Source organism: Psychrobacter sp. CX97 (assembly GCF_057396285.1).
This window is the reverse complement of record NZ_JBXYJE010000016.1, coordinates 20,439-46,849: the sequence shown is the minus strand read 5'-3', so window position 1 is coordinate 46,849 and position 26,411 is coordinate 20,439. Positions and strand designations below refer to the sequence as shown.

The window sequence follows — 26,411 nt, the reverse complement described above, 5'->3', positions numbered from 1 at the left end:
AACGTAGGTACAATCGGCCACGTTGACCACGGTAAAACGACCCTAACAGCCGCTATAGCAACCGTAGCAGCAAAAACATCAGGCGGCGAAGCAAAAGACTACGCAGCTATTGACAGTGCCCCAGAAGAAAAAGCACGTGGTATCACAATTAACACCTCACACATCGAATATGACACAGAAGCACGTCACTACGCTCACGTAGACTGCCCAGGTCACGCCGACTACGTAAAAAACATGATTACCGGTGCAGCCCAAATGGACGGCGCAATTTTAGTCGTATCAGCCACAGACGGCCCAATGCCACAAACCCGTGAACATATCTTATTATCACGTCAGGTAGGCGTACCATACATTTTGGTCTTCATGAACAAATGTGACATGGTAGACGACGAAGAACTATTAGAACTAGTAGAAATGGAAGTACGTGAACTACTATCAGACTATGACTTCCCAGGCGATGATACCCCAATCATCAAAGGCTCAGCCCTAGAAGCCCTAAACGGTAGCGACGGCCCCTATGGCGAACCAGCCGTACTAGAACTACTCAATACCCTTGACACCTACATACCAGAACCAGAACGTGACGTAGATAAGCCATTCCTAATGCCTATCGAAGACGTATTCTCAATCTCAGGTCGTGGAACCGTAGTAACCGGACGTGTTGAATCAGGTATCGTAAAAGTAGGCGACGAGATTGAAATCGTTGGTATCAAAGACACTCAAAAAACCACCTGTACAGGTGTAGAGATGTTCCGTAAGCTACTAGACGAAGGTCGTGCAGGCGAGAACTGTGGTGTACTACTACGTGGTACTAAGCGAGAAGAAGTACAACGTGGTCAAGTACTAGCAAAACCAGGTTCAATCACACCGCATACCAAGTTTGACGCAGAAGTATACGTATTATCAAAAGAAGAAGGTGGTCGTCACACGCCATTCTTAAATGGATACCGTCCACAGTTTTACTTCCGTACAACTGACGTAACTGGTGCCATTCAGTTAGAAGAAGGTACAGAGATGGTTATGCCAGGCGATAACGTAGAGATGGGCGTAGAGCTTATCCATCCAATCGCTATGGACAAAGGCTTACGCTTCGCTATCCGTGAAGGTGGCCGTACGGTTGGTGCTGGTGTTGTCTCTACTGTTAAAGACTAATAGTATAGTAGAACCGCTAGTTCTCTTGCACAAGTATGATGAAACCGCTTCCTTTGGAGGCGGTTTTTTTAGTTATTCAAAAATATTGAGGCTATCCTAAATAAGGCAGATTATCTAGTGTAGCTTCAATATTCTAGTGTTTGAATTCAATATTTTACTTTTTAAAAATTCTCATAATTAACCGGTATAGACTAAGCGTATAGGCAAGTCTAATCATTTATATAGACCAACGGTTAAAACTTGCAAAGTATAGAAAATCTTGTATAATAGCCATCCTTAACTAAAGGCGATTGGCTCAATTGGTAGAGCATCGGTTTCCAAAACCGAGGGTTGGGGGTTCGAGTCCCTCATCGCCTGCCATTTTTTAAAAAAGAAATTCTTGACTGTCTACCCTGCTATTTAGTATTAGCACTAATAATATCCTTTCAGTATACAAAATAGGCGGTTTAATATTTATCGTCTGATTCGTAAGGCAATCCAATTATGAGCAATCAAAAAGATAACCTAGATAACAAGTTATCTGAAGCGAAACAAACCGCTCATGATTTGCTGGGGAAAAATAGTTCTAACAGTTCAGTAGTTGAAGTTGCAAAGCCACGCTCTGTAAAAGATACAGTGTTATGGATATTTGCAATAAGTGCCCTTATTATGGCCGCATTTGTGAACTATAAGTTACCAGGCGTTTGGCAACCCGCTAGCGATATTTGGATCCGTATTGGTATTATTGCTGTATTAGTTATCATCGCTATTATTTGCATGGTTTTAACTAGTCAAGGTAGTGCTTTTAAAGTGTTACTTAAAGATGCAAGTATTGAATTGCGTCGAGTAACATGGCCAACAAAAAGTGAGACCATTCAATATACATGGCAATCTTTATTGGTTATTGGCATCGTGGCCTTAATAGTGTGGATTTTAGATAATTTCTTTAATTGGTTGGTTGGACTTTTTATTGGTTAATGTCCGAGTATATTGAGTTTTATTAATATTGTTTTTGTAATATTTAGATAAAGATATGATTAGGCTAACCTTATTATTATTTAAATAAGCGTTTGGCCTGTTTTTTTAATTGGTAGAATATAGATTTACGTCATGGAGAACTTTATGCGCTGGTATATCGTGCAAGCATTTTCAGGATATGAAAAGCAAGTCCAACGCTATTTGACGGATCGCATTAACCGTAGTGAGTATGCAGACAGCTTTGGTGAGGTTTTAGTACCTACTGAAGAAGTTGTTGAGATGAAAGATGGCAAAAAGCGCACAAGTGAGCGTAAGTTCTTTCCCGGTTATGTTTTAGTACAAATGGAAATGAATGATGCTACTTGGCATATCGTGAATGAATGCCCACGTATTACCGGTTTTATTGGTGGCACACCAGAAAATCCAGCACCAATTACGCAAGTTGAAGCTGATAGAATATTAAACCGACTGAAGCAAAATGAAGAAACACCACGTCCGAAAACATTGTTTGAACCAGGTGAAGAAGTTCTGGTTATTGATGGGCCGTTTACAGACTTTAAAGGTCTTGTCGAAAAAGTGGATTATGAAAAATCTAAATTACAATTAACCGTAAATGTATTTAATAGACCAACTCAGGTCGAACTGGAGTTTAGTAAGGTTGAAAAACTAAGCTAAACATGAATTAACCGGGGAGCTAATTTCATAACTTAGGTAGCTTAAAAAGTTATGAATAAGCGCTACTACCCGTATTGGAGACAAATCATGGCTAAGAAGATTGATGGTTACATCAAACTACAAGTGCCTGCTGGCAAAGCAAACCCTTCACCACCAATTGGCCCTGCATTAGGTCAAAAAGGTGTGAATATCATGGCTTTTTGTAAAGAATTTAATGCAGCAACTGCCAATCAGGAACCAGGTCTTCCTATTCCTACTGAAATTACAGTATACGCTGATAAATCATTTACGTTTATCATGAAGTCGCCACCAGCGGCATTCTTGTTGCTTAAAGCAGCAGGTATTGCTAAAGGTTCTGGTGTACCTAATGTAACGAAGGTAGGTAAAGTTACTCGTGAACAGCTTGAAGAAATCGTAAAAACAAAACAAGCTGACTTGACCGCTGCTGACATGGATGCGGCTGTTCGTACCATTGCTGGTACCGCGCGTTCAATGGGCATCACTGTGGAGGGTGTTTAAATGAGTAAACTTACAAAACGTCAAAAGTTGATTGCTGAACGTGTAGAAAATGAAAAGCTATATACACTTGAAGAAGCAGTAACTATTTTAAATGAGTTGCCGCCACTTAAGTTTAAAGAGTCTGTTGATATTGCTATCAATCTTGGTGTTGATCCTCGTAAATCTGATCAAGTTGTGCGTGGTGCTACTAACCTTCCAGCAGGTACGGGTAAAACTAAGCGTGTTGCCGTATTTGCGCAAGGTGCTGCTGCTGAAGCTGCTAAAGAAGCAGGTGCAGACATTGTTGGTATGGAGGATTTAGCAGATGAAATCAAAGCAGGTAACATGGACTTTGATGTCGTAATCGCTGCTCCTGATGCCATGCGTGTTGTTGGTCAACTAGGTACAATCCTAGGACCACGTGGCCTTATGCCTAACCCTAAAGTGGGTACAGTAACACCAAATGTTGCAGAAGCAGTTGCCAATTCTAAAGCAGGTCAGGCTCAATACCGTGTTGATAAAGCAGGTATTATTCATACCACTATTGGTCAAGTTGGTTTTACTGTGGATCAAATTGAGCAAAACGTTAAAGCGCTAATAAGCGATATTAAACGCGCTAAGCCTGCAACTTCTAAAGGTATTTATATTAAAAAGTTAACAATTTCTAGTACCATGGGCCCAGGTATCACATTAGATCCTATCCCATATCGGGTCGCTAAGTAATTAGTTATCTTAAGTTATCTAAGGGGAGTTGCTCATTAGCGGCTCCCGTAGTTCACAAAATATAGTTACCAATTAAATTTAGTAAACGAATTTAAAAATTAGGTCAGCTTAGCCAAAGCTATGCTGTCTAAGACCGTAGGTAAGCACTATGACTATTTTTGGTTTGTGCTGTTAATCGATAAAAATTTTCATCTTAAATGATTTAAAGTTTTTATTGGCCTACGCAGACGGTGGCCGTAAAAGTATGTGCATGGAGTAGGTTGTCTTTAGGCAATAAACTTTTTTGTCCATTCTGATAAAGGTACCGTAATCAGCGTTACTTTCAAATTAAGAGATCTTAGTATCTTTTTGATTTGTAAGTAACAGAAATGTCTATTCATCATTGTTTAACGGCATTGATGATGAGATTAAGGAGTCAACTCATGGCATTAACGCTAGAACAGAAACAAAAAGTTGTGGCTGAAGTGTCTGAAGTTGCTGCAAATGCTTATTCAGCAGTTGCTGCCGAGTACCATGGTCTTGAAGTATCTCAATTGACTGAGTTACGTGTTAAGGCTCGTGAGAAAGGTGTTGTACTTAAAGTGGTTAAGAACACGCTTGCTAAGCGTGCTTTTGAAGGTACAAGCTTTGAGTGCATGTCAGATAAAATGGTAGGCCCATTGTTATTGGCTTTTTCTACTGAAGATTTAGGTTCTGCTGCTCGAGTTATTTATGAGTTCGCGAAAGAAAATAAAGCTTTAGAAACTAAGCTTGTAGCAGTTGGTGGAGAGTTGTTTGGTCCTGAGGAATTAGAACGCGTTTCTAAACTTCCAACACGCGACGAAGCCCTATCTATTTTGATGGCAACTATGAAAGCACCGGTAACCAAACTTGCGCAAACTTTGAACGAAGTTCCAAGCAAATTTGTTCGTACGGTTGCAGCAGTAAAAGACGCAAAAGAAGCCGCATAAGCTTTTTTGATTTTGGGCATCATAATGTAGCTTGAGTCTACATTTACGAGCCTCACTTTTAATTTAATTTATCAGAAACTGGAGAAATCCCATGGCACTATCTAAAGATGACGTGTTGAACGCAATCGCTGAAATGTCTGTAATGGACATTGTTGAACTTATCAGTGATATGGAAGAAAAATTCGGCGTTACAGCTGCTGCTGCTGTTGCTGCTGCACCTGCTGCTGGCGCTGCTGCACCTGCTGCTGACGAAAAAGACGAGTTTGATGTTGTTCTTGCTAGCTTCGGCGAAAAGAAAGTTGCTGTTATTAAAGCAGTTCGTGAAGCAACTGGCCTTGGTCTTAAAGAAGCTAAAGAATTAGTTGAAGGTGCTCCTGCATCGATTAAAGAAGGCGCGCCTAAAGCTGAAGCGGAAGAGCTTAAGAAAAAGCTTGAAGAAGCTGGTGCAACTGTAGAACTTAAGTAATAGATTTAGCTCTAGCTACTTAACTAATCTGTAGCACAGTCTCGTGATTAGTAGGCCAGCAGTGTATAACCGCACTGTTGGCTTTTTCTTGCAATTTAAAGTTAATTATACTATAATTCCGCACTTGACCTTTTGTATTAGCCTAAATGGTTGGCAGGCGTCACGTTAATACTCATCAACATTCGGCTTAACGAACGTTTAGCGATAATACAGACCAAGGGACAGACAATTTGCATGTTTAAAACACTGTTAGCTTCTATCCTATATAATAAAACCTAGGCATATTCGTGCTTGGGGTTTTTTTGTATCTGTTATTCGGCAATTTTAATCAAATTAATTTATTAATCTTTCAACTCAACCATTTAGCTTTTAGTGTTTGTAATGGGCTTAGAAGCGACTGTATTGGAAATAGTTGAGTGTAGGGTTACAAAAAAACAGCGTGTTAGCAAAGGTCAATCTCACTGTTCAATCTGATGATTCTAGACATTTTGTCTGTGATTAGTGATCGCTCAATCTCAAATTGAATCACTTTTATTTTACTGTCTACTGTAAGGACTCTCGATGGCATATTCCTATACTGAAAAAAAACGTATTCGCAAAAGTTTTGCCGAGTTGCCAAATGTCATGGACATTCCATATCTTTTAGCAATTCAAGTGGATTCCTATGAACAATTTCTACAGGAAAATAAAAAGCCTAAAGCTCGTGAGAACACTGGCCTACAAGCTGCGTTTTCTTCTATTTTTCCGATTGAAAGTAATTCAAATAATGCTGAGCTTCAGTTTGTTGAATACTATTTAGGTACCCCTGAATTTAGCGAGCGTGAATGTATTCTTCGTGGCTCTACCTATGCGGCGCCTTTACGTGTCAAAATTCGTTTAGTCATTAAAGATAAAGATAGTAAGGATAAAAACAGCAAAGCTGCTATTAAAGATATCCGTGAGCAAAATGTATATATGGGCGAAATGCCATTAATGACCAATAATGGTACCTTTATTATTAATGGTACTGAGCGTGTCATTGTGTCTCAGTTGCACCGTTCACCAGGTGTTTTCTTTGATCATGATAAAGGCAAATCGCATTCGAGTGGTAAAGTACTATATAACGCGCGTATCATTCCATATCGCGGTTCTTGGTTAGATTTTGAATTTGATGCTAAAGATTTAGTATTTGCCCGTATTGACCGTCGTCGTAAGCTATTGGGTACTATTATTTTACGTGCTTTAGGCATGGAAACTGATGAAATCCTAGATACTTTCTTTGAAAAAGTGACGGTTTATAAAGGCGAAGAGCAGTTTGAGATTGATCTAGTGGCAGATCGTCTACGTGGCGAAATGGCTCAGTTTGATATCGTTTCTCCTGAAGGTAACGTGTTAGTTGAGCAAGGTAAGCGCATTAATGCCCGCCGTATTCGTCAGATTGAAGAAGCGGGAATGACCAAACTTGCCGTGCCTGATGAGTATTTATATGAGCGTATTCTAGCTGAAGACATTGTGGTTGGCGATGAAGTTGTTGCAAAAGCGAATACGTTAATTGACCATGAATTGTTGGTTAAATTAAGTGGCTATGAAGCCAGTGACTCTGTGAAAGAGTTTAAGATTCTATTTACTAATGACATTGATCAAGGTACCTATATTGCTGATACCTTACGAGCTGATAGTACCGGTAGCCGTGAACAAGCTCTAATCGAAATTTATAAAGTTATGCGCCCAGGCGAGCCACCGACTATTGAAACTGCCGAAAAGCTGTTCGACAGTATGTTCTTTAATGCAGATCGTTATGACTTGTCTAACGTTGGTCGTATGAAGTTCAATCGTCGCCTAGGCCGCCCTTTTGAAAATACAGATGATCCAGATATCAAACGTGAACAAAGCGTCTTATCAAAGCAAGATATTATTGATGTTTTAAAAGAGCTTATCGAGATCCGTAACGGCCGCGGCGAAGTGGATGATATTGATCATTTAGGTAACCGTCGTATTCGTTCAGTTGGCGAGATGGCTGAAAACCAATTTCGTGTTGGTCTTGTACGTGTAGAGCGTGCAGTTAAAGAGCGCTTAAGCTCAGCCGAATCTGATAACTTATCACCACAAGATTTGATTAACTCTAAGCCAGTTGCTGCCGCAGTGAAAGAGTTCTTTGGTTCAAGCCAGTTGTCTCAGTTTATGGATCAGAACAACCCATTGTCTGAAATTACCCATAAGCGTCGTATTTCTGCGCTTGGTCCAGGTGGTTTGACGCGCGAACGTGCAGGTTTTGAAGTTCGTGACGTTCACAATACCCACTATGGCCGTGTATGTCCTATTGAAACACCTGAAGGTCCAAACATTGGTTTGATTAACTCTTTGGCAACCTTTGCTAAAACTAACGAATTTGGTTTTTTAGAGACACCATATCGTAAAGTAGTTAATGGTAAAGTGACTGATGACATTGAATACTTATCTGCTATTGAAGAAGTAGGTACGGTTATCGCGCAGGCTGACTCAGCATTGAATGAAAATGGTGAATTGTCTGAAGACATGGTAATGGTACGTAGTGGTGGCGAATCGGTACGTATGCCAAGCGATAAAGTAACCCATATGGACGTATCGCCAAGTCAGGTTGTGTCTATTGCTGCAAGTTTAATCCCATTCCTAGAACATGATGATGCTAACCGTGCTTTGATGGGTTCTAACATGCAACGTCAGGCCGTTCCGACACTTCGTGCGGATAAACCATTAGTTGGTACGGGTATGGAGCGTCACGTTGCTCGTGATTCTGGTGTTTGTGTTATCGCCAAACGTGGTGGTGTTATTGAAGATGTTGATGCCTCACGTATTGTCGTTCGTGTGAATGAAGATGAGATGCAAGCTGGAGAGGCGGGTATTGATATCTATAATTTAATTAAATACACACGTTCAAACCAGAACACCTGCATTAACCAGCGCATTATTGTCAATCAAGGCGATGAAATTGCCATAGGAGACATACTAGCGGATGGTCCTTCGACTGATTTAGGTGAATTGGCACTTGGACAGAACATGCGTGTGGCATTTATGCCATGGAACGGATATAACTTTGAGGATTCAATTTTACTATCTGAACGTGTGGTTAAAGAAGATCGCTTCACTACTATTCACATTCAAGAATTAACATGTGTTGCACGTGATACTAAGCTTGGTACTGAAGAGATTACAGCAGATATTCCAAATGTTGGTGAGGCCGCCCTATCTAGTCTAGATGAAGCAGGTATTGTCTACATTGGTGCTGAGGTAGATGCAGGTGATATCTTGGTGGGTAAAGTAACGCCAAAAGGTGAAACGCAACTGACCCCTGAAGAAAAACTCCTGAGAGCCATCTTTGGCGAAAAAGCAGCCGATGTAAAAGATACCTCTTTGCGCGTTCCTTCATCTACTAAAGGTACGGTTATTGACGTGCAAGTTTATACCCGTGATGGGGTGGAAAAAGACGTTCGTGCTCGTGCCATTGAGAAGTCTCAGCTTGATAATTATCGTAAAGATTTAAAAGAAGAGCTACGTATCTTTGAAGAAGCGGCTCGTAGTCGTATCAGTACATTGCTTGATGGACAAACTATAAGTGGTGGTGCAGGGCTAAAATCTGGCACCACTATGGCTGCAGCTGAGTTAAATGAAATGTCTCTTGAAACATTGCTAGATATTCAGCCAGTCGAAGAAGAAATTGCGGAGCGTTTAACTCAAATTGCTGAATTCTTAACGGATAAGCAAAAAGACATCGACTCTAAATTTGCTGAACAAAAACGCAAATTGACGTCAGGCGATGATTTAGCACACGGCGTTCAAAAAATTGTTAAGGTCTATTTAGCAGTTAAGCGTCACATCCAGCCTGGTGATAAGATGGCAGGTCGTCATGGTAACAAAGGTGTCGTCTCTCGTATTATGCCAGTTGAAGATATGCCCTATGATGAAAATGGTAACCCCGTTGATATTGTTCTAAATCCATTAGGGGTTCCGTCTCGTATGAACATTGGTCAGGTTCTGGAGACACATTTAGGGATGGCTGCTAAAGGGCTTGGTGATAAAATTAACAGTATGATTAAAGCGCAAGCTGCTGTTTCTGAACTACGTGAATTCTTGGATAAGATTTATAACCAAGTTGGCGGTGAACAAGTTGACTTAGACAGTTTGTCTGATGACGACATCATGGCATTAGCAGAAAATTTACGTGCTGGTGTACCAATGGGCACAGCAGTATTTGATGGTGCTCATGAGTCGCAAATTGATCAGCTATTAGAGCTTGCTGGATTTAACAAATCTGGACAGCAGATTTTATATGATGGTCGTACAGGTGTGCAGTTTGATAGACCTGTTACAGTGGGCTACATGTACATGTTGAAACTAAACCATTTAGTGGATGACAAAATGCATGCGCGTTCAACAGGGTCATATTCTCTAGTAACGCAACAGCCATTAGGTGGTAAAGCACAATTCGGTGGTCAGCGCTTCGGTGAGATGGAGGTCTGGGCATTGGAAGCATACGGTGCAACGTACACCCTGCAAGAAATGTTAACCGTGAAGTCTGATGATGTTGAAGGTCGTACTCGTATGTATAAAAACATCGTTGATGGTGAACAATACATGGATCCGGGTATGCCGGAGTCATTCAATGTATTGACTAAAGAAATTAAGTCACTGGGTATTAATATTGAGTTAAAAGACAACAGCTAATCTAGCTAAAGTAGAGGTGAGAGGATAGTTGTCTCATCTCTACGCTTGATTCGTTTATTAAGAGTTTAAGATCTAAACTCTAATAAGCCTTTAACTCAACACATTCATTGCCTTCAAACGGTATTAGTGCCAAAAAACATTAAAATTCAGATAGTGTTGATTGTGACTTAAGCCGTGAACACATATAACGGAGAAGCAACTTGAAAGATTTACTCGATATTATGAAAAGCCCTGCCGACAACGGCAAACGTGAATTTGACAGCATTCAAATTTCATTAGCGTCTCCAGAGACCATCAAATCATGGTCACATGGCGAAGTAAAAAAACCGGAAACCATAAACTATCGTACATTTAAGCCTGAGCGTGACGGTCTTTTTTGTGCCAAAATATTCGGCCCAGTAAAAGATTTCGAGTGTTTGTGTGGTAAGTATAAGCGTCGTAAATTCCAAGGCGTCATCTGCGAAAAATGTGGCGTAGAAGTGACCACGGCTAAAGTCCGGCGTGACCGTATGGGTCATATTGATCTAGCTAGCCCAGTGGCTCATATTTGGTTCTTAAAGTCATTACCAAGCCGTATTGGTTTGTTATTAGACATGACCTTACGCGATATTGAACGTGTATTGTATTTTGAAAGCTATGTAGTAACTGATCCTGGTATGACCTCACTTGAGAAATATCAATTGCTTGATGATGAGGATTACTATAAAGCGCTAGAAGAGTTTGGTGATGAATTCATCGCTAAAATGGGTGCTGAAGCTGTACAAGACTTATTAAAAGATATTGACATTGATCTTGAGATAGACGAGCTACGTGAAACCATTCCACAAACTGGCTCTGAAACTAAGCTTAAGAAGATGTCTAAGCGTCTTAAACTATTAGAAGCATTCCGTGACTCTAATAACAAGCCTGAGTGGATGGTAATGTCAATTCTACCTGTTCTACCACCAGATTTACGTCCGCTTGTACCACTTGAAGGGGGTCGTTTTGCGACGTCTGACTTAAACGATTTATATCGTCGTGTTATCAACCGTAATAACCGTTTAAAACGCCTATTGGAGCTTAATGCACCAGATATTATCGTACGTAACGAAAAGCGTATGCTGCAAGAGTCGGTTGATGCACTGCTTGATAATGGTCGTCGTGGTCGTGCCATTACCGGCAGTAATAAGCGTCCATTAAAATCACTTGCTGACATGATTAAAGGTAAGCAAGGTCGTTTCCGTCAGAACTTATTGGGTAAGCGTGTTGATTACTCAGGCCGTTCAGTCATTGTTGTTGGTCCAACCCTTCGTCTACATCAATGTGGTTTACCTAAGAAAATGGCGCTTGAGTTATTCAAGCCATTTACTTACTCAAAACTATTGTCACACGGTATGGCGACTACTATCAAGCAAGCCAAAAAGATGGTAGAACGTGAAGAGCCACAAGTGTGGGATATGTTGGCGATGGTTATCCGCGAGCATCCTGTTATGCTTAACCGAGCACCAACACTGCATAGACTTGGTTTGCAAGCATTCGAGCCAGTGTTAATTGAAGGTAAGGCCATTCAACTACATCCTCTCGTTTGTACTGCATTCAACGCTGACTTCGACGGTGACCAAATGGCAGTACATGTGCCGTTGACACTAGAAGCACAGTTAGAAGCCCGTGTACTCATGATGTCGACGAACAACATCTTATCACCTGCTAACGGTGATCCGATTATTGTTCCGTCGCAAGACGTTGTGTTGGGGCTTTACTACATTAGCCGTTCATCAGTGAATGCAAAAGGCGAAGGTATGATTTTCGCTACGGTCAATGAAGCCCTGCGCGCGATTGGTTCAAATGACCTGCATGTTAACGCTAAGATTAAAGTACGTGTTACTGAAACAGTCATCGATCCAGAAGGCGAAGCAACTGAGAAAACGTCATTGAAAGACACGGTTGCTGGTCGTTTGCTAATTTGGAACATCATGCCAAAAGGTATGAAGTTTGAAGAGTGTAACGTTGAGATGACCAAAAAGAACATCTCAAAACTAATGAATTCTTGCTACCGTACACGTGGGGTAAAAGACAGCGTTGTGTTTGCTGACCAATTAATGTATCTAGGTTTTGCTCAAGCAACTCTATCGGGTGTGTCTATCGGTATCGAAGATATGGTTATCCCACCGATGAAGAAAGAGCTACTTGAAGCAGCCGATGCTGAAGTACGTGAAATTGAGCAACAGTTTGAACAAGGCTTCGTAACGGCAGGTGAGCGCTATAACAAAGTCGTTGATATCTGGTCGCGCACCAATGATAAAGTTGCTAAAGCGATGATGGATAATTTATCTACTGATATCGTTATTAATGCTCAAGGTGAAGAAGAAGAACAGAAATCGTTTAACTCTATCTTTATCATGTCAGATTCTGGTGCGCGTGGAAGTGCGGCACAGATTCGACAGCTTGCTGGTATGCGAGGACTGATGGCTAAGCCAGATGGCTCAATCATCGAAACACCAATTAAAGCAAACTTCCGTGAAGGCTTAACCGTACTACAGTACTTCATCTCCACTCACGGTGCACGTAAAGGTTTGGCGGATACTGCACTTAAAACGGCTAACTCGGGTTATTTAACACGTCGTCTAGTTGACGTTGCGCAAGATTTAGTAATCACTGAAGATGATTGCGGTACTGAGAAAGGCGTCCGCATGATACCGCATATCCAAGGTGGCGAGATCATTGAAAAACTAGGTGATCGAGTGCTTGGTCGTGTGGTAGCACGTGATGTGGTAAATAGTGAAAATGAAGTCCTGTTACCTGCTGGTAAGCTAATCGATGAGCATGGCGTCACGGTTATTGACAGTAATGGTATTGATGAAGTATGGGTACGTTCAGTCATTACTTGTGATGTGCCGCATGGTGTGTGTTCACAATGTTATGGACGTGACCTTGCACGGGGTCATAAAGTAAATATTGGCGAATCTGTTGGTGTCATGGCGGCTCAATCAATCGGTGAGCCAGGTACCCAGTTAACCATGCGTACCTTCCACGTAGGTGGTGCAGCAAGTTCAACTTCTGTAGATAACAGTATTGCCGTACGTAACGCAGGTACAGTTCGTTTCCATAACATGAAGACTGTAGAACACGTGGATGGCCATTTAGTTATCGTCTCTCGTTCTGCTGAGATTGGTGTTGCTGATGATGTAGGCCGTGAGCGTGAACGTTATAAAGTACCTTACGGTTCTAGCGTACTTTTAAAAGATGGCGATACGGTTGAAGCAGGTCAATCTATTGCTAAATGGGATCCACACACTCACCCAATTATCACAGAGTTTGCGGGTAAAGCACGTTTCAGTGATATCACTGATGGCGTGACTGCAACCGTTAAAATTGATGATGCTACTGGCATGAGTTCATTTGAGATTTTAGGCGCAAAAGATAGACAAACTAGCGCTAAAGATTTACGTCCAGCGATTATTCTAGATACGATTGAAGGTAAAGAGGTGGTTTATTTCTTACCTGCAGAAACTATCATTCGTGTTTCAGATGGCGAAGATGTAACAGCAGGTTCGATCCTTGGCCGTGTGCCACAAGCCACTTCGGGTACCAAGGATATTACTGGTGGTCTGCCACGGGTTGCTGACTTATTTGAAGCACGTCGTCCTAAAGATCATGCCATCATGGCAGAGATGTCAGGGGTGGTTAGCTTTGGTACAGCGACCAAGGGTAAAAACCGCTTTATCATTACCAATGATGAGGGCGAGGTTCACGAAGAGTTGATTCCAAAATGGCGTCAAATTAACGTATTTGAAAACGAAACCGTTGCCCGTGGCGAAGTGATTGCGGATGGTCCATTAAATCCGCATGACATTTTGCGTTTGCAAGGTGAAACTGCTCTCGCAAACTATATCGTTAACGAAGTACAAGATGTTTATCGCTTGCAGGGCGTTAAAATCAATGATAAGCACATTGAAGTCATTATCCGTCAGATGCTTCGTAAAGTAGAAGTAACTGATGCAGGTGATTCAAATTACTTCAAAGGTGATCAAGTTGAATATGCTGATGTTAAAGCACTCAATGAGCAGCTTATTGCAGATGATAAGTTCCCAGTTAAGTTTGAGCGCCAATTGTTGGGTATTACAAAAGCGAGCTTGGCTACTGAGAGCTTTATCTCAGCCGCTTCTTTCCAGGAAACAACACGTGTGCTAACAGCGGCTGCAGTTACTGGTAAAGTAGATGAACTACGTGGCCTCAAAGAGAACGTCGTGGTAGGTCGTTTAATTCCTGCCGGTACTGGTCTTGCATATCATAATGCGCGTAAACTTGAGAAAGAAGGTAAACCTGTTTACGACGTTGATAGTGCTTTAGATGCTGCTTTTGATGTTGATGCAAGTTCATCTGCTCAAGACTTTAGAAGCTTTGATGAAGCCTTTGCTCAAGAGTTGAGTCAAGACAAACCAGGTCAGTAATATGTTCTGATTATCTAGGTAATATTTTTGTTAAACATAAAAAGCCAGCTTTAAGCTGGCTTTTTTGATGGAATATTTCAGCAAGTTTATAATAGTATTTCTTTTTTTATGGTACATTGAACAACACAAATGTTAATAACAAAACACGAGATTCGACATCGTCTAAAATGATTACAATACCGTCAAAAGCAGATATAGTCAAAGAAGTCTAAAATGGTTACAAGGCAACCGAGTGCAAGTACTACTGGAGTAGACTTAACGAGGTTAACGCCGTAACCGTTTAGTAGTTCGCTGACTATAGCACAGTTGAATAAAAAGCCAGACGACAATCGATTAAAATTACTTTGACTATATAAGATAAAGCTATATATGGTAATACTGGATAAGGTAACTCAGTGTATATATGAGCTATCTTATTAGAGTGAGTAAGTAAGCAAGTACAACTAGGCAAGTCAAGACTATATCGATATCATAATAGAATAGAAGCTCATCACTATATTAGCAGTAAAGAGGGGTTTATGGCAGACAAAGGGCGCGTAGCTCGCTATCAAGCAGATCGCACTAATCAAAAGTTTTATTTTTGTCGAATTGCCTGTAAACAGGCGGGTGAAACTACCGATAAACAGTATTATCAGGCCTATTGTGAGACTGCTATCTACCATTTGCAAGGCGCTTATTTAGCATTTTTGCAAGAGTTAGCACATTTTTATGCCCTTGATACTACCCAGCCAACGGCTGAATATATTGAGCAGGCTTTATCTAAAAAGACGTTAGTATCTCCAGAGATACAACGTTTAAAGCAGTCAGTTGAGTCAGGCGTGTTGGCTAATATTTTAAAGGCATATCAGCGTTGCCAGTATGCCCCGTCTCCAGACACTGTTTCTATCGAACCCTCAAGTCAGGATTTGATTGTCAATGTTGTGACGTTATCAAATCAATGGCTACCTGATGACTATACTATTAGAGAGTGGCGACGCGAGTTTATGTCACTCATTGATGAAATGCGGGGCGGTATGGTTGAGTACTAAACTAGGGTATGTCTTCATTTACATTATTAAGCTAAAAATAGAACAGATTGTCGTCAAACAGGAATGATTTTGAAGAATATATAGACATATTAGCTGGAAATCAGACACAGTTTGATGGGGGTATAGATCTTTTTAGCCTATAACATCTAAGTGACTGTAAATGAGAACGCCCCACAACTCAATCACAAGGTTGAACTTTTATGAATATGGCTTATTAAATACAGTGTCACAAAATAATTAGATCAAGGGCTATTTTGAATAATCAGTTATTAAAACACCCCATTTTTACCCTACCTACTGAGCCAACAAACTTAATTTTTACTGGCGTAGCAGGAACAGGTAAAACCCATCGGCTTCTTGCTATTCAACAACTTTATGATGAAGTCATTGATTCATCATGGGCTGAGTGGCGGGTACAGCAAATCCAGCATCTTAGTTGGTGCGATGTAGTATGTGCTGTTTTACTATTGGAAGATAGGATGATGACGGTGCCTGAAATGGTGCGTCATCCGCTTATTAAAGATAAAATGGTGGCTACCAATCGTCATGAGAATATTAATCAAACGCTCTGGGTGCAACTGAATATACATGCGCACCCTGAATCAAAAACGGTCAATTACACACAACGCTCTGCAAATTATTATTTTGACAAAACAGCTTCTAGCCACTGGTATATCCTCGACGAAGTTAAAAAGAATTTACAACAGCGGCTTGCTGACCATATTGCTTTGTATCGTGATAACAGCTCCTATCAAATGCAACAGCCACACAAAGTCATTCGTAGCTGCATGGTTAGCTTTCATCAGTCATATGGATATGATGAGTTTGTAGAAGGGATTAGACCGCGCATTAACTCGCAAACTGGGCAGATGCAGTACGACATACAAAATGGGGCATTTGTCGCGCTTTGTGATAAAGCTGTTGCTGACCCAGAACACCGTTATGCAATGTTGATTGATGAAATAAATCGAGCCAATACGGCGCAAGTATTTGGTGAACTGATGAGTGTTATTGAACCTTCAAAGCGAGCAGGCAGTATCACACCAATGAGTGTGCGATTGGCTTACTCTGGTCGTCAATTTAGTGTGCCTAATAATGTTGATATCTATGCCACTATGAACACTCAGGATCACTCGTTAGCTGCGCTTGATACGGCATTTAGGCGTCGCTTTGAGTTTGTTACCTGTCAGCCCGATAGCTCATTAGTGGCTGTAGTAAGCGATACTCAAGGCGTAGAAATTGATGTGGCTAAATTGCTAGACGTATTTAATCAACGTATAGCGGTTATAGTAGGCGACGACGCTCAGTTAGGACACTCTTACTTTATGGGTATAACGGATATTGCTGAGTTAGCAAGACGATTGTACAGGCAAGTCATTCCGCAAATAATGCATCACATTAAGCAAATCGCCGCGCCATTTCAAACTGAATCATTGCTAAAGCAAGTATTGTATGGAGAAGTAGACGATAATCATATCATCGAAGGGTGTGTATTGAAACGATATACAAAACCGACCTTTAATGACGATGGCTTTAATAAGCAGCAACATACGCCTCAAAATAATAGCCAAGTGACGTTTACACCTGCATTCATAAAGGCTGCCAATAGTGAAGTAGATAGCGACTTTAATGATCTGAAAAAAAACGGTTCAGCTAATGTATTTTTAAGTGCTGAACCTTATCGTCAAATGTATAAGTTGTCATGAGCATCCTGATAATTCAACAATAGCGACCATTTAAGTAAGTTTATATACGTTTAATCTTAAGTAACAGGCTATGTAAATAAATTATGTAAATAGGTATTATGGCTTGAAAAACACCCATTTAGCACAGGTCATTACCTGTTTTGAACATCAACGCTTAAGTAGAGATGTGTTTTTACATCAGCAGGATTTTGAGTACCTGATTAAACATGAATTACCTTGTTTCAACGTAGGTGTTAAACAAGGTAAAACTTATCTACAGGTAAGGCATTACTTAGCCAAAATCTTATTACCAAGTGGTGCTACTATTGAAATACTGCCTAAAGTTAATGCCATTTGTGCGAATGCGATATTCGCAACTCAAAGCGTTTTAATTAACACACAAGCGTCAAAGCAATCCAATATCCACTCTATACGGGTAAATAGTGAGCAAAAAGAAATACAGTTTGCTAGGGAGTGGGTAGGGAATATGCTTGCTGATATTGCCCAGTATAATTTGCAAAAAATCATACCTGCGATAGATTTATCTGCGGCTATTGATAAGTCTCATAATTTTGATAGTTCATTTACTCACTTATTGCATCTACCGCTAGACAACATATCTACTACCCATAATACGGGCATTAATAACAGTGACCCATGGTATGAGTGGCTGCTTAATACTGCCTGTGAAAAAATTGCTGCTGCAGAAAATATACTACCTAATAAGTATCACACACGCTCGCAAAATCATCCTCAAGCCAGAGGTAAGTTAAACCTAAGTGAGCAGTTCAAATCTAATTGGCATCGCCCTCATTATCTTTATAGCGAGCAAGCATTTTTCGAGGATGATGATCGGCTTAAACGTTTTTTAGCAACGGGTTGGCAGCAACTGCTGTGCTTAAACGATACTAAGGTAACACAGAGCAAAAACAATGTGTTTAGTGGTATTAAAACGTTGCCAATAAATCGCTGGCAAATGAGTTATCAGGCTTTACAAAGAAGTAAAAAAATCTGGCGAGACCAGTTAAACCCTGTACAGTTAAACGTGATCACTGAAGCTTTGGCATGGTGTTGGTGGATACTAAGTAATTTATCAGCGCCTCTATCGAATTGGCGAATGTCTAATCCATCCGAAAATATCTCACAAACTCTTCCTTATCCAGCACTCATGATTAATATGAATCATGCGTTTGAAGCTTGGGTGCTCAGTAGGCTAGAAGGTTGGGTTACCAAAAATATGGCTGGATGTCAGTTAATTGTTCAACCAAGTTTTAATTGGTTGCTGCATGCGACGCGAAAAACATCAGATAGTGTAGAAGCAAACCACAATACAGTGATTCAAAAACTGAACCCTGATGCCTATATAAAATCAGCCACTGGGCAGGTCACGCATGTAATAGATATTAAGTATAAAAGTATTAATAAAGTTCAAGACATCAACGGTTCTGACTGGCATCAGCTTTTTGTATATCAAAACCATTTAAACGCTGAAAATGCGTGGTTGGTTTTTCCGATGACTTTGGGTTTTAATAAAAGAATAGAGGTATCAGGAGGAGCTCCTGATAAGAAAATGTCTGCTATACCATTTAATTTGAGCCGAAGAGACATTGAAGATACTGAGTGATAATACACTGTTGAGTGTGTGTTTGATTTTATATTTAAAAAAGGTGTTGACAGAAATACGACTTGGGCTTATTATATGCACCTCGTTAGCAGTGACGCAATCCACAAGTTAGTGGGCAGTTTCATTGATACGAAAAAAGAAAAGATATCGGAGTGTGGCGCAGTTTGGTAGCGCATCTGGTTTGGGACCAGAGGGTCGTAGGTTCGAATCCTATCACTCCGACCACTTTTTTTATAGAGCCTTACAGGCTTTTTTTTATGCATTAAATAAGACATTTTACCCGAACTATGGTTTATTATACTTTTCTTAAGTTATAGTATACTATCAAGGTTAATGTCAGCTCTATGAGCGCCTGTAGCTCAGTTGGATAGAGCATCTGCCTTCTAAGCAGGTGGTCGCAGGTTCGAATCCTGCCAGGCGCACCACGTTAGCCTGTTAAATTAAAAGCGGTAATAGCGATACTACGCACTCTCGATACACCTATTGTATTGAATATGGCGGCTGTAGCTCAGTTGGTAGAGCCCCGGGTTGTGATCTCGGTTGTCGTGGGTTCAAGTCCCATCAGTCGCCCCACATTTTAGAGTATTAAATTCTAGCGACTTCACATGTAGTGATTCAATTTCTAGTCTCTTAACGCTTAGATAGTTAAATTAAATTGGTTCTACGTAAATTTCTAACAAATATTTTAGCCCTGATCCTCTGTTCAGGGCTTTTTTGTATTTATGTCTCAGTAATGCAAAAGTTATAGGGTGGAGTTTTTTTATAAATGTTATTATAGAGGTAATATCGTAGATAAATTTGAGTGGACATCATGGGAAAGCCAACAATTACGATTGTCAAAAATAAATTGCCAATAACTAAAATGGCTAAAGCCGATATGAGCCTTCCTGAAACTGAAAACAAAGAGGAGGATAACTCGACAACTGAGACAAAGTTTGATCTACCTCCTACAACCAAAGAAGAGCTGCTGGCATTATATCATTGTGAGCCATTACCGGTTAATAATCTCGTCAATAGCGCTGAAATTGCAAAGGTAAATAAACAGAGAGTTGCCTTATATAATAGGCAGCAAGCCCGTGCCAAGTTTTTTTATACTGCTAAGCCTTCGATTAGACCCACTTACTTGATGCAAGAGTTAAAGGCACAACTTATTGAGCATAAGAGTTTTCAAACTGTCCGTTCATTAGACCAGCGTGGTATTTTAGATTTAGCAAAAACTGAAACTATGTGGCAACAGCTACACGTTATCGACGACTTAATTGTCGATATTGTACGGCGTATGCCAGCACAACAGCCGATAGGATGGCAGTTTACTTCTGGTAATAAAAATCATCTGAAGTTTCCCACGGTAGGGCGGTTACGTGATACAAGTAGCGTAGCTGATCAAAGTAGTTTGAATAGTTATATATTGGGACACTTTGGGGTTATGAGCTATACTTATGACCGTGCATATTTTATTGGGCATGTATTGGGTTATTTGTTTAGCTGTTATTATTTGGCACATTTATCCCTCTCTTATAGTGTTACACCCCTACCCAAAAGTGCAGTAGCTGATTATGAGTATGCGACACTTGATACGGCAAAAATGGTACGTTTGTTACAAGGGCTCGATGTGCATTGTAAACGGCGTATTTACCAACTTGCTATATTCAGTGCCAGACTTAGTATGTATAGATTGGACAAGCAGGTTGAGAAAATGCTAATCGCTGAAGTAAATGAGTTTGATAAAAAACAACAGATATCTCATTTAGATGCGTTACTAACTGGCGGTTTGATGCCAGATATGCCGACCCATTCTAATTATGATTAAGAAAGCCCTGATTAATAGAGATATGATGAATAGGTTAAATCTAACTTAGATTATTTTCAGGTCAGTCATTAGAATTGATCTGTTCATTTATTTTTTAATGTTATTGTCTTCTAATTTTGTCACCTTTTTAGGTTGTTTTTCTAAGGTGGCTATTTTAAGGTTGCTATGCCCGCATATAACTATAAAGCTTTAGACACTCTAGGTAAGGTTAAAAAAGGCGTATTACAAGGCGATTCGGCGCGTCAAGTTAGACAGGATCTTCGTGCAAAAGGTTTACTGCCTGTCGAAGTAGATGTGGTTGAGCAGAATAATACTCGTGAAAAAAAGCGGTCGCCCAAAAAAATATCTGCATATGATCTAGCGTTAATTACCCGTCAGCTTTCAGTATTATTGGCTGCATCAATTCCACTTGAGGAGGCCTTGGCATCCGTTGCTAAGCAAACCGAAAAACACCATGTAAAATCCATTATGTTATCAGTGCGCTCATTAGTGCTTGAGGGATATGGATTCGCAAGAGCTTTGGAGAAAGCGACTAATTTCCCAACTCTATATACCGCAACTGTCGCTGCAGGCGAGAAATCAGGGCACCTAGACTTAATCTTGAAGCAACTGGCCGACTACACAGAGAATCGCTTTGCTCTGCAAAAGAAAATACAGGGTGCTATGATTTATCCAGTTGTCCTAATGGTCATGGCATTCGTGGTCATTATGGGGCTTATGAGTTTTGTCGTGCCTAAAATTGTAAAAGTTTTTGAACAATCTGAACAAGCGCTACCACTGGTTACACAAGTGGTTATGGGACTTTCTGGTATCATAACGCAGTGGTGGTGGTTAATCATAGCGATTGTAATTTTGGCTATTATCATGGGTTTGCGCTTTGTGAAAACTGAGCTAGGTCGTCATAGTTTTGATAGCTTAATGTTAAGACTGCCTATTTTTTCTCGATTAACGAAAAGCTTAAATGCTGCCCGCTTTGCTAGCACTTTATCTATTCTAGTTCGTTCCGGTGTGCCATTGGTGGAAGCATTACAAATTAGCGCTGCGGTAATCACTAATAGCCATATCAAGAAAGCGGTTGGATCAGCAGCTGAAAAGGTCACTGAAGGCGCCAGTTTGTCGAGTCAACTGGAACAGTCGCCATATTTCCCTGCGATGATGGTGCAAATGATTAAAAGTGGTGAAAATTCTGGCGAGTTAGAAGATATGCTCGGGCGTGCGGCTGACATGCAAGAAGCAGAAGCTACTAACTTTATCAGTACGATGCTGGCTTTATTGGAACCGTTAATGCTAGTTTTTATGGGAGTGGTTGTGATGATTATTGTCATGGCAGTGATGCTGCCAATTGTCAATATGAACGATCTGGCTAAGTAGGTCGGTTACCCTAAGTGGGCTACTGTCGATAGACACCATGTTAGGCTATCGAATACAATTGATTTATGATAGTATTTTTTCACAAATTTCGCGTTGGTTAATGTCAGATAAGAAGAATAAACTATGAATAAAAATTTTATAAAAAATGCGACTGCCCATCAACAAAAAGGCTTTACTCTTATTGAAATTATGGTTGTGATTGTTATTTTAGCCATTTTAGCGGGTCTGGTAGTACCTCGTGTAGTCGGGCAAAGTGATAAAGCAAGAGTGGATACCACTAAAACCATCTTAGCGACGGTATCGAACTCCCTGGATTCCTATCGAGTTGATAATTCACGCTATCCAACAACGGCTCAAGGTCTAGATGCCTTAGTGACACCGCCAGCGGATGCTAAAAACTACCCTGAAGGAGGGTATATCAAAGGTGGATACCCTCAAGATAGTTGGGATAATGATTTGCAATATGTCGCACCCGGAACTGAGGGCAGACCGTACGATTTATTTTCATTAGGTGCCGATGGTAAGCAGGGTGGTGAAGATTTGGATGCCGATATTTATGCAACACCGTAAGCAGACCTATATTAAGTAGCTGAATAAAATAGATAAACTAGTAAGTATTCATAACAAAAGATACCTATCAGGTAGTTGTAAGGCCAGCTAAACTACTTAGCTTGATTATTCAGTACGGCTATTAAGTACCGCTATCTATGATGATATAGATAGCGGTGCTTTTTAAATTTCAGCCAGTTAAATTTCAGCCATTGCTCCTGTTTTACCTCACTATCCTAATTTTGATGGTTATGATGGTTTTAACGGCTACAATGGCTTTTATTCGGTTATTAAATTTAGTGTGGTGTGATAAGTGAAAGATATATTTAGTACTAAAAACGTCAATCAGTATGATGTCTCTAACCAAAAAAATATTGGCAATTTAATTATGAAGTCTATGATGGCTTTGTTAATGGTGCTTATGCTGAGTATGACCAGCTTTATACAAGCTAATGCGGCTGGCTTAGCTGATTTATTTGACAGTAGTCAGGTAGATACCGGTAAAAAGGAGTTTTTAAAAGTAGATCAAGCTTTTAGTATTACCCCCACCCAGCAGGGCAGTACCTTAACTGTATCGATTGATATAACGCCAGAACATTATGTATATAAAGATAAATTTAAGTTACGCCTACCCGATGGGGTAACGGCCAGTGCATTTACGTTCTCTAAACCTACACATTCTATCGATGATCCCTATTTTGGTAAGGTTGCCGTATTTGATCAAAATCAAGTTACAGCTACGGCAACTTTAACCAACACAACTGCAAATCCAATTCAGCAAGATGTGACTCTAACATGGCAAGGATGTGCTAAGGCGGGGCTTTGTTACCCACCACAAACACAGAAGGTTTCAATAAATTTGCCAGCAGCACCCTCTACTAAGGTGGATAAAAAAACTGCGTCAAACCCAAAACAACAGGTAAATACTGAAGCCAAAAAACCAGTCAAACAAAAAACGTCTGAAATAGAATCACAAACTGAAACTCGGACAGCAAATCAAACCGATAAAAACCAGCTTAGTAGCAATAAAAACAACAACATTAATCTTAAATCAAGCCGTGCCCCTACTGAGCAAGGTATGTTGGGTTCAGATAATCAAGTAAATGAGATATCAGAAGACACCACAGCTGGTGTGGAGAGTGTACCCTCATCGGTAAACAACGCATTTAATGACGATATAAATGCCACTGATGAGACATTGTTAAATACTGAGCAAAGCGCTGTAAACCTAAACTTACCGCTTAGCTCTTTAGACCAAAGTTCTACACCCCAAGGTAATGTAGGTCAAAGTGCTATCAGTAATGCGTCTAGCCAAAACGATGGTGGATTAAACTTAGGCGGTGTGGTAGATCAAGATCCGTTTGGGTTGGCTAAACACCCTTGGTTGGCATTAGGGTTACTATTTATAGCGGGGCTTGGCTTAGCATTCACACCCTGTGTGCTACCTATGCTGCCTATTGTGAGTAATATTATCGCCCGTCAGCATACCCCAACAGCAAAAAAAGGCTTAGTGTTGAGTGGCAGTTATGCACTTGGCGTTGCTATCGCCTACGGTATACTGGGTGCACTTATTGCCATATTTGGACAGTCCTTAGGTATTATAGGTTGGTTGCAAAACCCAGTAATCTTAGTCGCTTTTGCCGTAGTATTCATGTTGCTAGCGTTATACATGTTGGACATATTTCGCTTACCCATTCCCAACAGTCTTAAACAAAAGATGCAGTCGGCCAGTCGGGCAGGGGATCGTCATCTAGGCAGTACATTTGGTAGCTTCATTGCTGGATTTTTATCGGCTTTAGTGGTTTCTCCTTGTGTTTCTGCCCCGTTGTTTGGGGCTTTGTTAGCTGTCTCTACTATTGGCAATCCTTTACTCGGTTTTGCGGCGTTATTTATGCTAGGTTTTGGCCTTTCAGCGCCACTGATGCTTTTAGGGGTTACTCAAGGCAATATAATGCCGAAAGCAGGCGAATGGATGAATTGGATTAAACAAGGCTTTGCGCTGCTTCTTTTTGCAGTGGCGTTATTGCTCATTGAACGTGTGCTCATTAGTCCGATTATGCTAATGCTATGGGCGCTATGGTTTATGGTAGTGGCTAGCTGGGCTTGGCGATGGTCTGGAAGGGGCATCATACTTTCTAAGGCGATAGCCATGATTTTTGCGTTTTGGTCTGCCATATCTTTGGTGGGTGCAGCGATGGGTAGCCATGATGTGTGGCAGCCGCTGAGTATGTTTAAAACGAAGCCTGTGCTGGTTGAAAGCGCTCCCATTGAAAATAATGTGCCTGAAAATAACTTTGCTGAAACCAATCAGCTTGAAAATAAAAATGCCACCGTCAGTCTTGGCTCTACGATGATGCCTGCGACTCAACCCATTAATAATACTGATATGTACATGACCAGTCTAGATGAGTTAATACCTGTTATTCAACAAAAAGATAAGGTATTGGTTGATGTGACTGCTGAGTGGTGTGTTGAATGTCGTATCATGGACAAAACGCTTTTCACTAATCGGCCTGCGTCACTTCAAAACTGGCAAGTGGTTAAGCTTGATGTCACTGACACCACTGCAAATTCAGAGCGCATTTTGTCTGAACTACGTTTGTTTGGTCCGCCTGCGCTACTTTATTTTGTTAACGGTAGGTTACAAGCGCAACAAGTAGGTACTATCGGTCGCACTGAGTTTGAGCAAACCTTAGCAAGTTTGTAGTTATTCAAAAACTATTCTCAAATTTTTTGGGTTTAAAAAGGTTTTAGTGTTCAATCCGCCTTATTAGTAATCTAGGTGTTAGGCTGGGCACTAGACAGTTTTAGATTGATATTTGCGAAGCTCAATGACAGTAGATGCAGGAAGAGTCAGAAATAGGAAGAGTCAACAATAGTGTAAGGTTTGCGTCTAGCTCATTAGAAGGCTAAGGGGCAAGCGCTTAAAATTTCTGGTTGGCATCTCTATTTAATCTTGTTGAAATTCTAAAAATTTAAGTTCCGAAAACGTAAGCCCCATAAAATAATAGAGTAAACCAGTCTGAGTACAAAAATATGAGTACAAAAATATGAGTGCAATAGAAAATCAGTATAGTAAGCGCGAAAAGACGGGATTATTCTTTGGAAAAGGTAAAAAACTTTTGCCAGCTATGATGTTGATGGGTTTCATTATCTGCGGCTGTGATGAAAACAAATCTGATGTGGTTGTCCCAGCACAAATAGATGCCGCAGACCATGATTCTATAGTCAACGGCTCTGCTATCAAAAAAACCGTTATCAAAGAAGAAATAGATACTAGCCAAGACGAGGGTGTCGCGGTTGCTTGTAATAACGTTGCTATCGTCAATGCCTTTGCAGAAGAACGGTCTAACCTTCAAGTTAAGGGATGTGGTACGGTCATTGCTGTGCTAGAGGATGATAACAAGGGCAGTCGTCATCAACGCTTTATTGTAAGCCTAGATGATATTGAGCCAAACCTGACCATACTTATTGCTCATAATATTGACTTAGCGCCAAGAGTTGCTAACTTACAAAAAGGCAATAGTGTCATATTTTATGGGGAGTATGAGTTTAACCCTAAAGTGGGTGTTATACATTGGACACACCACGACCCCGCGGCTAGACACCAAAATGGTTGGATCGAAAAGGATGGCCAGCGCTATCAGTAATAGGTTTTTTATAGCATTAATTATAGGCATCTTTAATTCGTCATTATATTTCAAACTTTGCTGTGCTACCATGACCCCCTCACATTAGCAATTGTTAGTTAGGGTTGCATAGTCCATTAGCATACTACAAATTATTTGGTCGTTATCACGCTTTAATAGTATA

Annotated in this window: 17 protein-coding genes and 4 tRNA genes; all 21 read left to right on the top strand. The window is 40.5% G+C overall.

Going from position 1 to position 26,411, the window contains the following annotated elements; all coding sequences use genetic code 11:
* Nucleotides 1–1,152 (top strand): elongation factor Tu (gene tuf, locus AC2SLL_RS11390; RefSeq protein ID WP_486530168.1); only part of this gene is annotated, 1,152 nt, incomplete at its 5' end.
* Nucleotides 1,153–1,436: 284 nt separating this feature from the next.
* Nucleotides 1,437–1,512 (top strand) — tRNA-Trp (locus AC2SLL_RS11385).
* A 123-nt stretch (nucleotides 1,513–1,635) separates the two neighbouring features.
* Nucleotides 1,636–2,109 carry a preprotein translocase subunit SecE gene (gene secE / locus AC2SLL_RS11380; protein WP_486531809.1) on the top strand — a complete coding sequence of 158 codons (474 nt, stop codon included), beginning with the start codon at nucleotides 1,636–1,638 and terminating at the stop codon, nucleotides 2,107–2,109.
* 144 nt (nucleotides 2,110–2,253) lie between these two features.
* Nucleotides 2,254–2,784 carry a transcription termination/antitermination protein NusG gene (gene nusG, locus AC2SLL_RS11375; RefSeq protein WP_486531808.1) on the top strand — a complete coding sequence of 177 codons (531 nt, stop codon included), beginning with the start codon at nucleotides 2,254–2,256 and terminating at the stop codon, nucleotides 2,782–2,784.
* 87 nt (nucleotides 2,785–2,871) lie between these two features.
* Nucleotides 2,872–3,303, top strand: a complete 432-nt coding sequence (rplK, locus tag AC2SLL_RS11370; protein ID WP_486531807.1) for a 50S ribosomal protein L11 — start codon at nucleotides 2,872–2,874, stop codon at nucleotides 3,301–3,303.
* Entirely contained in the window at nucleotides 3,304–4,005 is a 702-nt protein-coding gene (rplA, locus tag AC2SLL_RS11365) for a 50S ribosomal protein L1 (protein WP_486531806.1), read from the top strand.
* Nucleotides 4,006–4,427: 422 nt separating this feature from the next.
* Complete coding sequence (gene rplJ, locus AC2SLL_RS11360) at nucleotides 4,428–4,955, top strand: 50S ribosomal protein L10 (protein WP_486531805.1); 528 nt, start codon at nucleotides 4,428–4,430, stop codon at nucleotides 4,953–4,955.
* 91 nt (nucleotides 4,956–5,046) lie between these two features.
* The gene (gene rplL, locus AC2SLL_RS11355; RefSeq protein WP_486531804.1) at nucleotides 5,047–5,421 is read left to right on the top strand and encodes a 50S ribosomal protein L7/L12; all 375 of its coding nucleotides are present in this window, start codon (nucleotides 5,047–5,049) and stop codon (nucleotides 5,419–5,421) included.
* A 561-nt stretch (nucleotides 5,422–5,982) separates the two neighbouring features.
* Nucleotides 5,983–10,101 carry a DNA-directed RNA polymerase subunit beta gene (gene rpoB, locus AC2SLL_RS11350; protein ID WP_486531803.1) on the top strand — a complete coding sequence of 1,373 codons (4,119 nt, stop codon included), beginning with the start codon at nucleotides 5,983–5,985 and terminating at the stop codon, nucleotides 10,099–10,101.
* A 200-nt stretch (nucleotides 10,102–10,301) separates the two neighbouring features.
* Nucleotides 10,302–14,531 carry a DNA-directed RNA polymerase subunit beta' gene (gene rpoC / locus AC2SLL_RS11345; protein ID WP_486531802.1) on the top strand — a complete coding sequence of 1,410 codons (4,230 nt, stop codon included), beginning with the start codon at nucleotides 10,302–10,304 and terminating at the stop codon, nucleotides 14,529–14,531.
* A gap of 518 nt (nucleotides 14,532–15,049) precedes the next feature.
* Nucleotides 15,050–15,559: a DUF6586 family protein gene (locus AC2SLL_RS11340; RefSeq protein WP_486531801.1), complete on the top strand. Its 510-nt coding sequence runs from the start codon at nucleotides 15,050–15,052 to the stop codon at nucleotides 15,557–15,559.
* A gap of 254 nt (nucleotides 15,560–15,813) precedes the next feature.
* Nucleotides 15,814–17,265, top strand: a complete 1,452-nt coding sequence (locus AC2SLL_RS11335) for an McrB family protein (RefSeq protein WP_486531800.1) — start codon at nucleotides 15,814–15,816, stop codon at nucleotides 17,263–17,265.
* A 103-nt stretch (nucleotides 17,266–17,368) separates the two neighbouring features.
* Complete coding sequence (locus tag AC2SLL_RS11330; protein WP_486531799.1) at nucleotides 17,369–18,868, top strand: 5-methylcytosine restriction system specificity protein McrC; 1,500 nt, start codon at nucleotides 17,369–17,371, stop codon at nucleotides 18,866–18,868.
* Between the two features lie 148 nt (nucleotides 18,869–19,016).
* A tRNA-Pro gene (locus AC2SLL_RS11325) sits at nucleotides 19,017–19,093 on the top strand.
* Between the two features lie 123 nt (nucleotides 19,094–19,216).
* Nucleotides 19,217–19,293 (top strand) — tRNA-Arg (locus AC2SLL_RS11320).
* 72 nt (nucleotides 19,294–19,365) lie between these two features.
* Nucleotides 19,366–19,441 (top strand) — tRNA-His (locus tag AC2SLL_RS11315).
* A 238-nt stretch (nucleotides 19,442–19,679) separates the two neighbouring features.
* Nucleotides 19,680–20,678: a hypothetical protein gene (locus AC2SLL_RS11310; RefSeq protein WP_486531798.1), complete on the top strand. Its 999-nt coding sequence runs from the start codon at nucleotides 19,680–19,682 to the stop codon at nucleotides 20,676–20,678.
* A 165-nt stretch (nucleotides 20,679–20,843) separates the two neighbouring features.
* The gene (gene gspF, locus AC2SLL_RS11305) at nucleotides 20,844–22,049 is read left to right on the top strand and encodes a type II secretion system inner membrane protein GspF (RefSeq protein ID WP_486531797.1); all 1,206 of its coding nucleotides are present in this window, start codon (nucleotides 20,844–20,846) and stop codon (nucleotides 22,047–22,049) included.
* A gap of 123 nt (nucleotides 22,050–22,172) precedes the next feature.
* Nucleotides 22,173–22,619 (top strand): type II secretion system major pseudopilin GspG, encoded by a 447-nt coding sequence (gene gspG / locus AC2SLL_RS11300; RefSeq protein ID WP_486531796.1) that lies wholly within the window; start codon nucleotides 22,173–22,175, stop codon nucleotides 22,617–22,619.
* Nucleotides 22,620–22,911: 292 nt separating this feature from the next.
* Complete coding sequence (locus tag AC2SLL_RS11295; RefSeq protein ID WP_486531795.1) at nucleotides 22,912–25,305, top strand: cytochrome c biogenesis protein CcdA; 2,394 nt, start codon at nucleotides 22,912–22,914, stop codon at nucleotides 25,303–25,305.
* Nucleotides 25,306–25,648: 343 nt separating this feature from the next.
* Nucleotides 25,649–26,248 (top strand): DUF3465 domain-containing protein, encoded by a 600-nt coding sequence (locus AC2SLL_RS11290; RefSeq protein ID WP_486531794.1) that lies wholly within the window; start codon nucleotides 25,649–25,651, stop codon nucleotides 26,246–26,248.
* Nucleotides 26,249–26,411: the final 163 nt, after the last annotated feature.

What these genes read in the sequence shown, in the direction of transcription:
- secE (WP_486531809.1), top strand. Translation starts at nt 1,636, where the DNA reads ATGAGCAATCAAAAAGATAACCTAGATAACAAGTTATCTGAAGCGAAA.
- nusG (WP_486531808.1), top strand. Translation starts at nt 2,254, where the DNA reads ATGCGCTGGTATATCGTGCAAGCATTTTCAGGATATGAAAAGCAAGTC.
- rplK (WP_486531807.1), top strand. Translation starts at nt 2,872, where the DNA reads ATGGCTAAGAAGATTGATGGTTACATCAAACTACAAGTGCCTGCTGGC.
- rplA (WP_486531806.1), top strand. Translation starts at nt 3,304, where the DNA reads ATGAGTAAACTTACAAAACGTCAAAAGTTGATTGCTGAACGTGTAGAA.
- rplJ (WP_486531805.1), top strand. Translation starts at nt 4,428, where the DNA reads ATGGCATTAACGCTAGAACAGAAACAAAAAGTTGTGGCTGAAGTGTCT.
- rplL (WP_486531804.1), top strand. Translation starts at nt 5,047, where the DNA reads ATGGCACTATCTAAAGATGACGTGTTGAACGCAATCGCTGAAATGTCT.
- rpoB (WP_486531803.1), top strand. Translation starts at nt 5,983, where the DNA reads ATGGCATATTCCTATACTGAAAAAAAACGTATTCGCAAAAGTTTTGCC.
- AC2SLL_RS11340 (WP_486531801.1), top strand. Translation starts at nt 15,050, where the DNA reads ATGGCAGACAAAGGGCGCGTAGCTCGCTATCAAGCAGATCGCACTAAT.
- AC2SLL_RS11310 (WP_486531798.1), top strand. Translation starts at nt 19,680, where the DNA reads ATGGGAAAGCCAACAATTACGATTGTCAAAAATAAATTGCCAATAACT.
- gspF (WP_486531797.1), top strand. Translation starts at nt 20,844, where the DNA reads ATGCCCGCATATAACTATAAAGCTTTAGACACTCTAGGTAAGGTTAAA.
- gspG (WP_486531796.1), top strand. Translation starts at nt 22,173, where the DNA reads ATGAATAAAAATTTTATAAAAAATGCGACTGCCCATCAACAAAAAGGC.
- AC2SLL_RS11290 (WP_486531794.1), top strand. Translation starts at nt 25,649, where the DNA reads ATGAGTGCAATAGAAAATCAGTATAGTAAGCGCGAAAAGACGGGATTA.